Annotated in this window: 13 protein-coding genes; 9 read left to right on the forward strand and 4 right to left on the reverse strand. The window is 41.0% G+C overall.

Translation table 11 applies throughout. The features are described 5' to 3' along the window. Window positions 1-40 precede the first annotated feature (40 nt). The 5 genes from PV763_RS09010 to PV763_RS09030 all read left to right on the forward strand — a co-directional run bounded on the left by PV763_RS09010 (window position 41) and on the right by PV763_RS09030 (window position 4,736). Window positions 41-922: a SphA family protein gene (locus PV763_RS09010; protein WP_420937700.1), complete on the forward strand. Its 882-nt coding sequence runs from the start codon at window positions 41-43 to the stop codon at window positions 920-922. 21 nt (window positions 923-943) lie between these two features. After that, window positions 944-1,729, forward strand: coding sequence for a 2-keto-4-pentenoate hydratase (locus PV763_RS09015; RefSeq protein WP_420937701.1), 786 nt, complete (start codon window positions 944-946; stop codon window positions 1,727-1,729). Window positions 1,730-1,746: 17 nt separating this feature from the next. After that, complete coding sequence (locus PV763_RS09020; protein ID WP_420937702.1) at window positions 1,747-2,700, forward strand: acetaldehyde dehydrogenase (acetylating); 954 nt, start codon at window positions 1,747-1,749, stop codon at window positions 2,698-2,700. Between the two features lie 11 nt (window positions 2,701-2,711). Beyond that, complete coding sequence (dmpG, locus tag PV763_RS09025) at window positions 2,712-3,743, forward strand: 4-hydroxy-2-oxovalerate aldolase (RefSeq protein ID WP_180083484.1); 1,032 nt, start codon at window positions 2,712-2,714, stop codon at window positions 3,741-3,743. Between the two features lie 138 nt (window positions 3,744-3,881). Further along, complete coding sequence (locus PV763_RS09030; protein WP_005172202.1) at window positions 3,882-4,736, forward strand: fumarylacetoacetate hydrolase family protein; 855 nt, start codon at window positions 3,882-3,884, stop codon at window positions 4,734-4,736. Between the two features lie 137 nt (window positions 4,737-4,873). Here the strand turns inward: PV763_RS09030 and PV763_RS09035 are convergent, their stop codons facing one another. The 3 genes from PV763_RS09035 to PV763_RS09045 all read right to left on the reverse strand — a co-directional run bounded on the left by PV763_RS09035 (window position 4,874) and on the right by PV763_RS09045 (window position 8,349). Next, on the reverse strand, window positions 4,874-6,586 hold the full coding sequence (locus tag PV763_RS09035) for a sigma 54-interacting transcriptional regulator (RefSeq protein ID WP_100328882.1): 1,713 nt from the start codon (window positions 6,584-6,586) through the stop codon (window positions 4,874-4,876). Window positions 6,587-6,773: 187 nt separating this feature from the next. Then, window positions 6,774-7,505 carry a Fic family protein gene (locus PV763_RS09040; RefSeq protein ID WP_420937703.1) on the reverse strand — a complete coding sequence of 244 codons (732 nt, stop codon included), beginning with the start codon at window positions 7,503-7,505 and terminating at the stop codon, window positions 6,774-6,776. A 163-nt stretch (window positions 7,506-7,668) separates the two neighbouring features. After that, window positions 7,669-8,349 (reverse strand): cupin domain-containing protein, encoded by a 681-nt coding sequence (locus PV763_RS09045; protein ID WP_420937704.1) that lies wholly within the window; start codon window positions 8,347-8,349, stop codon window positions 7,669-7,671. 199 nt (window positions 8,350-8,548) lie between these two features. Between PV763_RS09045 and PV763_RS09050 the strand changes: the two genes are divergently transcribed. Next, complete coding sequence (locus PV763_RS09050) at window positions 8,549-9,541, forward strand: Fic family protein (protein WP_420937705.1); 993 nt, start codon at window positions 8,549-8,551, stop codon at window positions 9,539-9,541. A 331-nt stretch (window positions 9,542-9,872) separates the two neighbouring features. Here PV763_RS09050 and PV763_RS09055 read toward each other — a convergent pair whose 3' ends face one another. Beyond that, complete coding sequence (locus tag PV763_RS09055) at window positions 9,873-10,811, reverse strand: LysR family transcriptional regulator (RefSeq protein ID WP_396469824.1); 939 nt, start codon at window positions 10,809-10,811, stop codon at window positions 9,873-9,875. Between the two features lie 118 nt (window positions 10,812-10,929). On the opposite strand from PV763_RS09055, the gene PV763_RS09060 reads away from it, so the two are divergent. Genes PV763_RS09060 through PV763_RS09070 form a run of 3 tightly spaced genes read left to right on the forward strand, consistent with a single transcriptional unit; the run spans window position 10,930 to window position 13,812 of the window. Next, a complete protein-coding gene (locus tag PV763_RS09060; RefSeq protein WP_420937706.1) occupies window positions 10,930-11,208 on the forward strand; it encodes a hypothetical protein in 279 nt (92 codons plus the stop codon). A 20-nt stretch (window positions 11,209-11,228) separates the two neighbouring features. After that, window positions 11,229-12,257 (forward strand): MFS transporter, encoded by a 1,029-nt coding sequence (locus PV763_RS09065; protein WP_420937707.1) that lies wholly within the window; start codon window positions 11,229-11,231, stop codon window positions 12,255-12,257. 31 nt (window positions 12,258-12,288) lie between these two features. Continuing rightward, window positions 12,289-13,812 (forward strand): M81 family metallopeptidase, encoded by a 1,524-nt coding sequence (locus PV763_RS09070; RefSeq protein ID WP_420937708.1) that lies wholly within the window; start codon window positions 12,289-12,291, stop codon window positions 13,810-13,812. Window positions 13,813-14,007: the final 195 nt, after the last annotated feature.

Here is a 14,007-nt window from a genome sequence, read left to right on the forward strand (position 1 = left end):
GGTTGCATACAGGCTAGCAAAATATTAAGAAGGATTTGAAATGAAAATTAAGACTTTATGCTTAGTTTCAGGGGTACTTGCGTGCATCTTTTCTGCAAGTACCTATGCAACTGAAAATGGTTCAGATTCTTTTGCCTTAGGTGCAGAAGGACTTTTAGCAGGTGCGCTTCCTCCACCTGGTTTATATTTATTGAGTTATTACCAAAATTATACGGCATCTGATTTTGTTGATTCTAATGGTAATACATTAATTCCAGATTTTGATATTGATGCCAAGGCTGTAGTGCCACGTTTGGTCTGGATGACGGAACAGCAGTTACTTGGTGGGCAATTAGGTTTTTATGCAGCCCAGCCTTTAGTCGATTTGCGCTTAAAAATTGCGGGGCAACGCGATCATAACAGTGGATTAGGTGATCTTATTTTTGCACCGATGCTCGGTTGGCATCAGGGCAATCATCACTGGGCGGCTGCGGTAGAAACCATTTTTCCTACCGGAGATTACGATCAGAATGATTTAGCTAATTTAGGCAAAAATTATTACACCTTCAGACCAATTCTTGCTTATACCTTTAGTCAGCCAGAAGGTTGGGATATTTCAACCAAAATGTCATATAGCTTAAACACCGAAAATAAAGATACTCACTATCACTCGGGTGAATATTTTGCTGCTGACTATAGCGTGGGCTATAAGCTCAATCCAAATTTAACCTTGGCTCTGCAGGGGTACGTTTTTAAACAAACTGAATCTGATCAAGTTGAAGATATTGATATAGGTTTCCGTGGACAAGCTCTCGCTTACGGCCCAGGTATTCATTATCAGAAAGATGGTTGGGCTCTGGAAGCGAAGTACTTAAAAGAAACTGAAGTAGAGAACCGACCCGAAGGTGATGCTACTTGGCTTAAATTTGTCTGGTCATTTTAAGGAAAAAAAGGGGGGATAACGATGGATCGTACTTTATCAAAATGGGCGGATCAGCTGTATCAAGCAGAACAGAATCAGATAACGATTGCGCCTATTCGTGATCAGCTTCCGGGAGAAGCGACTGTTGATACAGCCTATGCTATTCAGGATATCAATACCCAACGTGCACTGAGTCAAGGTCGCCGCCTGGTCGGAAAAAAAATTGGCCTCACCTCATTTGCAGTACAAAAACAGTTAGGCGTGGATTCACCCGATTTCGGCATGCTATTTGAAGATATGGCATTTCAAGATGGTGAAACTATTCCATTTCAAAAGCTAATTCAGCCTAAAGTTGAGGCGGAAATTGCTTTGGTATTGAAAAGCAGTTTAACCCATAGCCAACATCGTGTGGCTGACATTATTGCTGCTACAGATTATGCCATGGCTGCAATTGAAGTGGTGGATAGCCGTATTGAAAACTGGAAAATTTCCTTACTGGATACAGTAGCAGACAATGCTTCCAGTGCAGCCTTTGTTCTTGGAACTCAGAAAGTACAGTTGGCTGATGTTGATTTAGTGAATTGTCGTATGCAAATGACTCGTTCAGATGAAGTGGTATCAGAGGGACAAGGCAAAGCCTGTCTGGGTAATCCACTCAATGCGGCAGTCTGGCTGGCAGATGAAATGGTACGTCGTGGACGGCCTTTAAAAGCGGGTGACATTGTTTTGACTGGTGCATTAGGTCCAATGGTTGCTGTACAGGCAGGTGATGAGTTTAAGGTTGAAATTGAAGGCTTAGGCTCAGTCTCTGTGCATTTCAGCGCCTAACAACAAGGATATAAATTATGGAAAAAATTAAGTGTGCCATCATTGGTTCGGGTAATATCGGCACCGACCTGATGATTAAAATCATGCGTAATGCAAAATATCTAGAAATGGCGGCCATGGTTGGAGCTGACCCATATTCAGATGGATTAGCACGTGCTGCACGTTTCGGTTTTGAAATTACTGCGGACAGCATCGAAGGGTTGTTAAAACTACCTTCGTTTAAAGACATTAAAATTGTATTTGATGCTACGTCAGCAGGCGCTCATGCCCATCACAATCAGGTATTGCAGCAATATGGAATTCAGGTAATTGACCTGACACCGGCAGCAATAGGCCCTTATGTGGTACCGGTCGTAAATCTCGATGAACATCTGGATGCAGCTAATATAAATATGGTCACCTGTGGTGGTCAGGCGACCATTCCGATGGTGCGTGCCGTGTCTCGGGTCGCCAAAGTCCATTATGCTGAAATTATTGCCTCAATTGCGAGTAAGTCAGCCGGTCCAGGTACCCGCGCCAATATTGATGAGTTTACCGAAACCACCTCCAAAGCGATTGAAGAAGTTGGTGGGGCAGAAAAAGGTAAAGCCATTATTATCATGAATCCGGCTGAGCCACCATTGATCATGCGTGACACCGTATATTGTCTGGCTGAAGCCGGTGCAGATCAGGACGCGATTCGCCAATCTGTTAAACAAATGGCAGATGCAGTACAGGCCTATGTACCAGGTTATCGTCTCAAGCAGGAAGTCCAGTTCGAAGAATTCAATACCGATCGTCCTCTGAATATTCCAGGTCTCGGTCAACTGCCAGGCTTAAAAGTTTCAGTTTTCCTGGAAGTTGAAGGTGCTGCACATTATCTGCCGGCCTATGCAGGTAATCTCGACATTATGACCAGTGCAGCTTTGGCTGCGGCGGAGCGCTTTGCTGAAACCCATTTAAACAACGTACTGCAAGCAGAGACTGCGTAAGGAGAATTGCAATGTTTGATCAAGAAAGAAAAATCTATGTATCAGATGTGACCTTGCGTGACGGTATGCATGCCATTCGTCATCAGTATTCATTGGATCAGGTCCGTCAGATTGCTCGTGCCCTGGATGAAGCTGGTGTGGACAGTATTGAAGTTGCACATGGAGATGGTTTACAAGGTTCCAGTTTTAACTATGGCTTTGGCGCCCATACTGATCTGGAATGGATTGAAGCAGTGGCCAGCGAAGTCAAACAGGCTAAAGTTGCAACTTTGCTCCTTCCGGGTATTGGGACAGTGCATGATCTGAAAGCGGCTTATGATGCTGGTGCACGTGTGGTACGCGTGGCAACCCATTGTACTGAAGCCGATGTATCTAAACAGCATATTGAATATGCTCGATCATTAGGCATGGATACCGTTGGATTCCTGATGATGAGTCACATGAATACACCACAAGGTTTAGCTGAGCAGGGTAAGCTCATGGAAAGCTATGGTGCACAATGTATCTATGTGGTGGATTCAGGGGGTGCCATGAATATGTATGACATCGCTGATCGATTCAAAGCGATGAAAGATGTGTTAAACCCTGAGACAGAAACGGGCATGCATGCTCATCATAACCTGAGCTTAGGGGTAGCCAACAGTATTGTGGCTTTGGAGCATGGCTGTAACCGTATTGATGCCAGCTTAACCGGTATGGGAGCAGGTGCAGGTAATGCACCACTGGAAGTCTTTATTGCTGCTGTCCAGCGCATGGGGTTGAATCATGGTTGTGATGTGAAAAAACTGATTGATGCAGCTGAAGATATTGTCCGTCCATTACAGGAACGGCCAGTACGTGTAGACCGTGAAACCCTGGCGCTGGGTTATGCTGGTGTCTATTCGAGCTTCCTTCGTCATACTGAAACAGCTGCTGAAAAATATGGTCTATCTGCCTTTGATATTCTTGTCGAATTAGGTAAGCGTCGTATGGTCGGTGGTCAGGAAGATATGATTGTTGATGTGGCTTTAAATATGCTCAAATCTAAACAAGTCAGTCTCTAACTTTATAAAAAAGGATTCAATTATGTTGAGTCCTTTTTTAAAGCTTGGATTAAAATATTTGATTGAATTATTCAAGTTTTAATTATTTATAAAATAAATTAAATATATGAATTTTAAATAAAAAGAGGGCGTTTTTAAGTGAAACTTGCTAGGTTCCGAATTAATAATGAAATCTCATTTGGTTTAATACAAGGTCAATGTGTGATTGATTTTAATAAAATTAATTTACCCTATAGCGACTTACAAGAAATTATTCAAAATGGAAAAGAAGCTCTGGATGTTATTAGCCAATTCTGTGCCGGTAAATCAGCTCATTATAAATTATCCGATATAACCTTATTAGCCCCAGTTCCTCGTCCAGGTAAGTTTTTAGCAATAGGAATGAATTATAAAAAGCACGAAGAAGAGGCAGATCGGTTAGGAGTAGAAAAGCGTGCTTATCAAACCTGGTTTAATAAGCAAATTACATGTGTAAATGACCCATTTGGAATCATTGATCCGGGTGTGACTCAACAACTTGATTACGAGGTAGAGTTAGGGGTAGTTATTGGGAAAAAATCGAAGAACTTAACCCAGGAAAATGTTCGTGATTCCATTTTTGGTTACTTGGTTGTAAACGATGTGTCTGCTAGAGATTGGCAGTTTCATACTCCAACATTTACCATGGGTAAATCCTTTGATACGCATGGTCCAATTGGTCCATGGATCGTCACTGCAGATGAAATAAAAGACCCACAAAAATTAGAGTTACGATGTTATGTTAATGGAGAACTACGACAATCCAATAACACATCTGAAATGATCCATAGTATTAATGATCAACTCATTTACTTATCAACAGCATTTACTTTAGAGCCTGGTGATATTATCGCTACAGGAACTCCTGAGGGTGTTGGCGTGGCAATGAATCCTCAGGTATTTTTGCAAAAGGGTGATATTGTAAAATGTGAAATAGAAAACATTGGTTTTATTGAAAATAGAGTTTCAGCATAAATATTGGTAAAAATAACAATGAATTGTGAAGTCAGCCTGCTAGAATCACTTAAAGTCATCCAGCAGGTTGATTAGAAAATTTAAAAAGTTAGTACTAAAATTGGAAAACAACAATTACTCAAAATTAATTAACAGGCTCAATCTTTATCAGACTCGGTCTCATTGAGGATTTTTTTATGTTTATACCCGATCTGAGCTCGACTAATCCCAAGTAAACGAGCCGTTGCACATAAATTTCCTTCACAACGTTCAATCGCAGATTTCACGACTAGATTCTCTAACTCTTCTAAAGATACTTGTTTATCGAGAAGCTCATTAATAAACTCTTCCATGGGTTGATGAATAGCTTGAGAAATTTTACCTTCCTTATCTAAAACGGATATATTTTCGTCCAATAAGGTTGTATAAGAAGGAGGGAAAAGCATTGAGGCATCAATGAAACTATCTTGAGATGCCAAGATAATTCCTCTTTCAATCACATTTTCTAATTCTCGAATATTTCCAGGCCAATCATGAGACTGTAGTGCATGTTTAGCTTTATCTGTTAATCCTTTTATACGAAGGCCTTCTCTAGCTGAAAACTTGTCAATAAAGTTTTGTGCCAAAGCTAAGATATCATCTTTTCGCTCTCTTAAAGGTGGAATCTGGACTGGAAAAACATTCAATCGATAATATAAATCTTTTCGAAAAGTACCTTTAGCCACAGCTTCAGCTAAATCAACATTCGTTGCTGCAATCACCCTTACATTTACTTTGCGTGTTTCAGTACCACCTAAACGATCAATTTCACCTGACTGTAGCGCACGAAGTAAACGAGTTTGAGCTTGAAGGCTTAACTCACCCAACTCATCTAAAAATAAAGTCCCACCATCAGCTCGTTCAAATCGTCCTGCTCTTGAACTTTGGGCTCCTGTATAGGCACCTTTTTCTATACCAAATAATTCGGATTCAATTAAGTCGTTGGGTAGAGCACCGCAATTGACTGCTACAAAGGGGTGATTTGCTCGAGGGCTGGCATTATGAATTGCATTTGCAAATACATCTTTTCCGACTCCTGTTTCTCCCAATAAAAGCACGGTCACACTACTGGATGATGCTTTTTTTGCTAAAGCCCAAGCTTCTTGAAAATTCAAGGAATCTCCAATTACATCACTGGGTAAAATAGGATGGGGCAAAGCTTTTCTTAAGTCTTCAACTTGATCTTGTAAACTCAGAAGATTCTCTACAATTGAGTCCGATTGATAGTATTTGAGGTCTTCAGCTATATTTCCCCATTCCTCAAGTGGTTTACCAACAAAACGTGGACCTAAAGGTGTCGTTTCTATTTGTTTATGTAGAATGAAGCGATTCATAATGCCGCTTACATATCCTGTCGCATGGCCTAATTCACACCATGCTATAGGGGATTGATTAGCACCAAATAAGCTTTTATGGAGGTAATGATCAAGGGAGTTTCTCCAAATAGCATCGATATAATATTTCCCATTTTTAATATCTATATGTGTATCTTTTAACTCAACTTTTACTATACCTTCTAAGGCATGCAGTAACGTCCCTTTATGCAATAGTTCTAAATCAGATAAACCTTGATAACTGGCCTTTACAATCTCTGCATCACGTAAGCCGGATGCATAACCTATGCGAGTCAGAACTCCACGAGTACGCTCAATGCCTAGAGTTTCAATTAGTTCCTTTCTTAAAGCTATTAATGCAGATGAATGCATTAACATCATACGTTCTTCATCTAACCAAATTTGTCCTGTTTCAAAAGAGAAGCGCAGTCTTGATGAGATTTCAGAAATGCCTGGTGAACTCTTATCCCAATCCTTGAGACGTATATTTTGAGTCATTTGAGTGTTCCTACAACTGATCTTATTATCTGTTCCTTGTATGAGAGCATACGGGCTAAGAGGTATAAGTCAATTGCATAAACCTTAATCCAAAAAAGAGTTTTGTTATCTAACTAGAAAGTATCTACAAAATCTGTGGCTATTCACACAATAAAATAATCATAAGCTAGAAGGCTAACCCTCTAGCTTATATGTTTAATACAATTTGATACGGTTTAAATCCTTCTAGTACAGCATCGGCAACCAACTGAATGAAAGCTTCAGTCTGACCATAAGCCATCCACTGATCAAGAGCCTCATAGTAAGCCAAACGATTTTCAACGGTAATCACACAAGGCGGATAGCCAGCTTTAAGTAATTCTAGGTTCATTAAAAGACGTGATGTGCGACCATTGCCATCAATGAATGGATGAATGCCAACAAAATCAGCGTGTACTTTGGCTGCACGTTCGATAGGATGAAATTTGTGTGCGTCATTATTATACCAGTCGATTAATTGAGCCATCTTGTCGTTTAATAAAGTGTAATCAGGTGGGGTAGACGTAGCACCAGAGATTAGGACATTTTGTTGACGATAGCGGCCAGCATTATCATCATCAATATTTTTTAAAATGAGTTGATGGATATTACGAATTTGCCATTCAGAAAAAGGCTCCTCTTTCCGAATGATATCTTCAACATAGTAAATTGCATTTCTATGGTTGATCGCTTCAAAGTGTTCTCTTAATGCCTTTCCACCAACAGTAATACCTTCCAGTACTACTTTTGTTTCTAACAGGGTGAGTGTATTACCTTCAATAGCGTTGGAATGATACGTCCAACGGACAATAAGATCTTCTTGTAAATTTTTGACAATTGACGGAGAGAGAGGGCGATGTTGATCTAATTTTTTCTTTAAATCATCAATGGTTTCAAACATAACCTTATCCCTGTATTTGATCTTAGTCGATCATACATGAAAAAAGAAATATCAGAAATGTAGTGATATATCATTACATTTTGTATTGACTATAAAAGTAGTAATTGGATGGCTTTCAGTATTCTAGACACGAGGCAGCCTCATTTTGAAGATACATTATTGTTCATTTCACCCATACATCTATGGCATGTTGTAGATGACCCGTTTTGACATAAAGCGTTGCACCTGATGGACCTGCCTGAAATTTAGCGGCACTATTATTGATGGGAAGACGGACCCATGAACCTGCTGGATATATTTCAGTTCCGCAAAATAATTGACCTTTAATAATGAACAATTCAATCCCTTGTTCTGATTTCTCTACGAAAATTTGATCAGGTTTTAGCTTTTCTAAATAGGTCTGCTCATGTTTCGATTGAAATAACGGGCATATTATCCGATGTTCGGTAAGCTTCCAATTCGCTGGATCATTGGTATTAATTCGGGTGGGTTCTATCTCATGTTCAGTCATTTGCATCAGTTTCACAAAGATTAAACAACCTGCTTTACTGGAAACCCGATGAGTTGAATGATGGGGGTTACGTAAATACCAGCCTGCCGGATAATCATCTTCAGCATTCTCGGTAAAAATGCCTGACAATATGAGGACTTCTTCACCCAAAGGATGTTGATGTTCAGGAAAGGCAGATTCTGGTGCGTATTTCACAAGACTAGTTGCACGTGCTTTCTCATCGCCAATACGATCAAGCATCATTCTATCGACTTCACCTCCTGGAGATTTTACCCAATGGTAATCCTCTGGCTTGATGATGACGGGTTGTGAGAAGTCGGCATGAATAAACATAATGTTGTCCTGTAATGAAGAAACCTACGTATTTTAACGAGAATGCACAGGTTTATTTTAAAAGAAATAGCGATTAGTGAGCTCACTGTTTCAGAAAAGATAAGCATGTTGATAGCAGATATTACTCACTAAGCTATGAAATATTAATATTTTAGAGTTTAATCAACTGTGCTTTGTTTTTACATCAATGAGGAATGGCATGAAATATCAACCGCCTTATACGATCACCTCTAAAATTATTCACTTGATTGCACAAATTAGTGAAGCAATAGGGCGTTTGACTGCATTAACTCAAATCCAAGATAGCCTTAAATTGCGAAAAGCCAATCGTATTCGAACGATTCAAGGGTCTTTAGCGATAGAAGGAAATACCTTGAGTACAGAGCAAATCACAGCGATCCTGAATGGCAAGACCATTATCGCTCCACCTAAAGAAGTTCAAGAGGTACGTAATGCCCTAAAGGCATATGAAGAAATTCAAGATTGGAATCCTGATCAAGAATCGCATTTGCTGAAAGCACATCAAATATTGATGACAGGACTGATTGATGAAATTGGACAGTATCGTCATGGCGGTGTTGGTGTGATGTCAGGGGATCGAGTCGTGCATATGGCTCCGCCTGCAAATCAAGTCCAGCGTTTAATGAGAGAGTTATTACAGTGGTTGGCTGAAGGTAATGAGCACCCATTAATTCAGAGTTCAGTATTTCATTATGAATTTGAGTTTATACATCCATTTGCTGATGGCAATGGGCGGATGGGGCGTTTATGGCAAACTTTAATCTTAAGCCAGTGGAATCCTATTTTTCTCAACATCCCTGTAGAAAGCTTGATTTATCAAAACCAAAAAGCTTATTACGATGCATTGCAAGCGAGCACAGATCGTTCAGATTCTGCACCTTTTATTGAGTTTATTTTGCAGATGATTCTAGATGCAATACTTAGTTCTGATGCCAGCGATCAAGATACCGCTCAAGCTAGCGTACAAGTTAGCGATCAAGTTAAACGTCTCATCCAGAATATGGAGCAGAAAGAATATAGCTTAACTGAGCTTATGGCTCTATTGGACTTGTCCCATCGAGCCACATTCCAAAAAAATTATTTAACTCCAGCATTAGAAGCAGGTGTGATTGAACGTACCCTTCCTGATAAGCCTAAGAGTCCTAAGCAAAAGTACAAATTAAAAAATTGAACTGTACTGAAGTTGATGTGATTATTAATATCATAATGAGCTAATTGAAATGTTATAACATTGCATTTATTTCTAGGTGTAATTTGCTGCTATAATGCCGTACGCCACTTCAAATCCTGAATTCGGATTTGAACAAGATTTTAAAGTGATTCAATGCACTAAATCTAATTTGGGTCAAAATTGGGTCAATGAATTTTTTTATTCAACAAAAGAGCTTTAAAATGAAAGAGTTAGGTTTTGAGTTCAATTGACGCCACCTCCACCAAAATTCTTGTTATAAATCAGCCACTTATCTAAGTGGCTTTTTTATTACCTAAACTTTATAAGCGATTTAAAAGATCAAATCAAAACTAGAACGAATACGCTCGATTAATAAATGCTTCGACTCTGACAAATGAGTGTTTTTACGAACCATCAATTGGGTCTGAGCCGTATTGCACAGCTCGGAATCAAGAGTTAAGGCAACGGCCTGACCTTCTTTTACTGCATCTGCAATATCTGCATAGCGCATGGCGGAAATCCCATGTCCAGCCACCACATAATTTTTTAAGGCATAAATAGAATTGGTGGTCAGGCTAATATTCAGGTTCACTTGTAAGCGCACCATTTCACTGTCGAGTAGCTGACGAAAACCATGCCCCACAGGCATTAAGGCAAATTTATAGGCTGAAATTTCAGATAGGCAAATGCGATGCTTGAGCTTGGCAAGAGGATGATCGGCAGGAACAGCTAGAATAAAAGGTTCTGTTTTATGGGCAATGGTGCTGATGTCTGTATGAAATGGGGGGTTATACGCAAGTCCAATATGCGCTAGGCTGTCCACGATATGTCGTACTACATGCTGGGCACTCATTAATTCTAACTGGATTTCAAGATTTGGATATTTATGGTGCACATGTCGAAGTACATCATAAATCATGTGTTGCATATAACTTTCACTTGAAACAATGTTCACTTTGCCAAGTTGAGAAGATTGCAGCTGAAATAAACTGTCAAATAATTCATTTTCACGATTCTTATTTTCCTTAAAATACTCAAGTACCAGATAGGCGGCTTCAGTCGGAATAATATGCCGTCCCTTACGTTTGAACAGGTTTATTTTTAATTCTGATTCAAAGAGTTGAATTTGTCGGCTCATGGCGGACTGTTCAATATTCAGGATATCTGCCGCTTTGCGCATCGAGCCAAACATCATCACCGTATAGAAATAACGCAAACGCTTTTCATTGATTCCGTTCAGTGGCGCAAGGAATTGCAAGTTTCTGTCCATAAAAACTCTGATGCTTTTAAAGCATCAGTATGCCTAATAAATTACATTGTTATCAAGTCAGGAGCATGCTTACATTGTTTTTGAACAATAAGAAGATCTAGATAAAAAGGAGTTTTAGATGGATTTAATGACCTCCCGTCAACAACGGTTAGACCAGATTTACAAGAAAGTGAGCTGGCGCCTGCTGCCATTTTTATTGCTATGTTATTTCTTTGCTTATCTGGACCGGATCAATATCGGATTTGCCAAGTTGCAAATGCAGCAGGAATTGGGTTTTAACGATGCAATTTATGGCATGGCAGCCGGCATATTCTTTTTAGGTTATGTGCTGTTTGAAGTGCCAACCAACCTGTATTTTGAAAAGTCGGCGCCAGAAAAACCATCACCCGCATCATGATTTTGTGGGGCCTGACCTCCATGTCGATGCTATTTGTCACCACCCCGCAGATGTTCTATGTCTTGCGCTTTTTACTAGGTGTATTCGAAGCCGTTTTTGCCCCGGGCATGATTTTCTATCTGACCTATTGGTATTCCGGTGCACGCATGGCACGTGTGATGGCGATCGTCATGCTGGCCGGGCCACTCGCTGGTATGTTAGGTGCACCATTATCCACGCAAATCATGAGTACTTTTCATCAGATTTATAATCTTTCTGGCTGGCAATGGTTATTTTTATTGGAAGCTGTGCCAACCGTGCTGTTGGGCTGCGTAGCATACTTTTATTTAACCGATCATCCTTCACAAGCAAAATGGCTGTCTCAAGAGGACAAAGCCTTATTGGTAAAAGAAATTTCACAGCATCAGTCTGCAACTGGTCATAGCAATTTTAAAGCGGTGTTGAAGGATCCCTGGATCTATTTCATGGCCTTGGCCTACTTCACCATTATCTGTGGGATCTATGCGATTGGTTTCTGGCTGCCATCTTTATTGAAATCGGGCGGTATCCAGAATTTGCAGATGATTGGCTGGCTGGTGGCGATTCCATATTTATGCGGTGCAATTTTCATGATCATTTTTGCCCGCAGCTCGGACAAATGGCAGGAACGGAAATGGCATTGTGTAGTGCCTACGGTATTGGCCGGAGTCAGCTTGATGTTGTCGGTGATCAGTGCGAATTTCCTGCTGTCCTTTATTGCGATCTGTACCACAACGGCCTTTATGTTTAGTGCCTATACCATTTTCTGGTCGATTCCATCGAAATACTTAAGCGGTAGTGCGGCAGCAGGCGGAATTGCCCTGATTAACAGTATCGGATTACTCGGTGGTTTTGTCAGTCCAAATATTATGGGCATGGCGCAGTCAATGACCGGTTCCATGCTGGCAGGCTGGTTCACGATTGCTGTGATCATGATGCTCGGAGGCACTTTCCTGATCTATGCCTTCAGACTGAAAAAGCAAGTTGTTTCCCAGCAAGTAACACGCGCTGCCTTAATCGTCGATAAATAATCAATCATGCAGCATAGGAAGGATTCAAGATATGAAGAAAATCATCATTGCGGGCTTTCAACATGAAACCAATACCTTTGCCCCGACCAAAGCAAGATATGTGGATTTTGTCCAGGGCGGGGGATTTCCTCCGCTTAGCCGCGGCGCAGATGTCCTGAAATTTCGGGAACAGAACATTCCGATTGGCGGTTTTATTCAACAAGCAGAACAATTCGGTTATCAACTTTTGCCGGTAATCTGGGCTGGCACTTCACCTTCAGCGCATGTAGAGCAGGACACTTACCAACGGATCTGTGATGAAATTATTGCAAGCATCCAGCAGCATCCGGTAGATGCGGTGTATCTGGATCTGCATGGTGCCATGGTTAGTGAACAGGTGGATGATGGTGAAGGGGAATTGTTAAGACGGGTTCGTGAAGCAGTCGGGTCGGACATTCCGGTAATTGCCAGTCTGGATTTCCATGCCAATGTCACGCAAGCGATGTTTGCTCATAGTGATGCATTGATTTGCTATCGGACTTATCCGCATGTAGATATGGCCCAAACTGGACAACGCTGTGCCCAACTGCTGAATCAAATATTCGAGGGCAAAAAACTGTATAAGAAAATGTACAAGCTACCGTTTTTGATTGCGTTGAATGCACAATGTACCGAGCTGGAACCTACCCAGTCTTGTATGAATTTACTCGAACAGCTAGAACAAAATAATCCTGTCCAGATGAATTTTACGCCGGGTTTTCCGGCGGCAGATTTTGAGGAATGTGGCGGTTGTATCTGGGGCTATAGTGAAAACGCTGAGCAGTTAGATCAGGCCATGCAACGCTATATCGACCATGTGCTGCAACAAGAAGCGCATTGGAATATGGATTTCTTATCACCAGATCATGCCGTGCAGCAAGCACTTCAACTTTATCAACAGCATTATTCGGCCAAACCCGTGGTGATTGCCGATACTCAGGACAATCCGGGAGCCGGTGGTGATTCGAATACGACCGGGATGTTATCGGCGCTATATCGACATCCGGTTAAAAATGCATTGATTGGCCTCATTGTCGATCCCGCGGTGGTGCAACAAGCCTATCAGTTTGAGCTTGGTCAGCATTTTTATGCGCAACTGGGTGGAACATCGGGTATTGTCGGGGATGCCCCATTTAGCGCTGAATTTAAAATCAAAGCCTATAGCGATGGAAAATTCAGCTATGGCGGACCCATGATGCATGGCGTTGAGGCGGATATCGGCCCGAGTATATTACTGGAAATAGACGGTATTGAAATTGCAGTCAGCTCTTACAAAGCCCAGTTGCTCGATCGTAATATGTTTAGAATTTTTGGTGTTGTGCCTGAAGATAAATCAATTATTGTAGTGAAAAGCTCGGTACATTTTCGTGCAGATTTTCAGGACATGGCTGCTGCCATTTTAGTCGCAAAAGCGCCTGGGGCCATGAAAGCAGACCCGAATGACCTGCCTTGGCAAAAGATTGAGCCTGATAGACGACTCGTGCCAATGGGCGAAAGTCTGGCGCAGCGTGATCAGCCATTGCGTCGTACGGTCTAATATTTAACTAATATTCAATTAACACCCAAACGATTGAACAGGCAAGCTCTATCATGATCTAGCCTGTTTTTTGATCACATCTCCATTTCCTTAAACTTAATACAATTTTCTGTTACTTGATTCCGTGTCTGGATCTGCCATAGATGAACTTGACTGACACCGACTTAAGCTAGCTCAAAAAAGTGGACAGGAACT

Origin of the sequence: Acinetobacter sp. AS5, from assembly GCF_048957595.1 — a bacterium.
Classification (GTDB): Bacteria; Pseudomonadota; Gammaproteobacteria; order Pseudomonadales; family Moraxellaceae; genus Acinetobacter.

Coding starts and splice junctions, on each gene's coding strand:
- PV763_RS09055 (WP_396469824.1), bottom strand. CDS start 10,811: ATGGACAGAAACTTGCAATTCCTTGCGCCACTGAACGGAATCAATGAA.
- PV763_RS09050 (WP_420937705.1), top strand. CDS start 8,549: ATGAAATATCAACCGCCTTATACGATCACCTCTAAAATTATTCACTTG.
- PV763_RS09060 (WP_420937706.1), top strand. CDS start 10,930: ATGGATTTAATGACCTCCCGTCAACAACGGTTAGACCAGATTTACAAG.
- PV763_RS09045 (WP_420937704.1), bottom strand. CDS start 8,349: ATGTTTATTCATGCCGACTTCTCACAACCCGTCATCATCAAGCCAGAG.
- dmpG (WP_180083484.1), top strand. CDS start 2,712: ATGTTTGATCAAGAAAGAAAAATCTATGTATCAGATGTGACCTTGCGT.
- PV763_RS09020 (WP_420937702.1), top strand. CDS start 1,747: ATGGAAAAAATTAAGTGTGCCATCATTGGTTCGGGTAATATCGGCACC.
- PV763_RS09015 (WP_420937701.1), top strand. CDS start 944: ATGGATCGTACTTTATCAAAATGGGCGGATCAGCTGTATCAAGCAGAA.
- PV763_RS09035 (WP_100328882.1), bottom strand. CDS start 6,586: ATGACTCAAAATATACGTCTCAAGGATTGGGATAAGAGTTCACCAGGC.
- PV763_RS09010 (WP_420937700.1), top strand. CDS start 41: ATGAAAATTAAGACTTTATGCTTAGTTTCAGGGGTACTTGCGTGCATC.
- PV763_RS09040 (WP_420937703.1), bottom strand. CDS start 7,505: ATGTTTGAAACCATTGATGATTTAAAGAAAAAATTAGATCAACATCGC.
- PV763_RS09065 (WP_420937707.1), top strand. CDS start 11,229: ATGTCGATGCTATTTGTCACCACCCCGCAGATGTTCTATGTCTTGCGC.
- PV763_RS09070 (WP_420937708.1), top strand. CDS start 12,289: ATGAAGAAAATCATCATTGCGGGCTTTCAACATGAAACCAATACCTTT.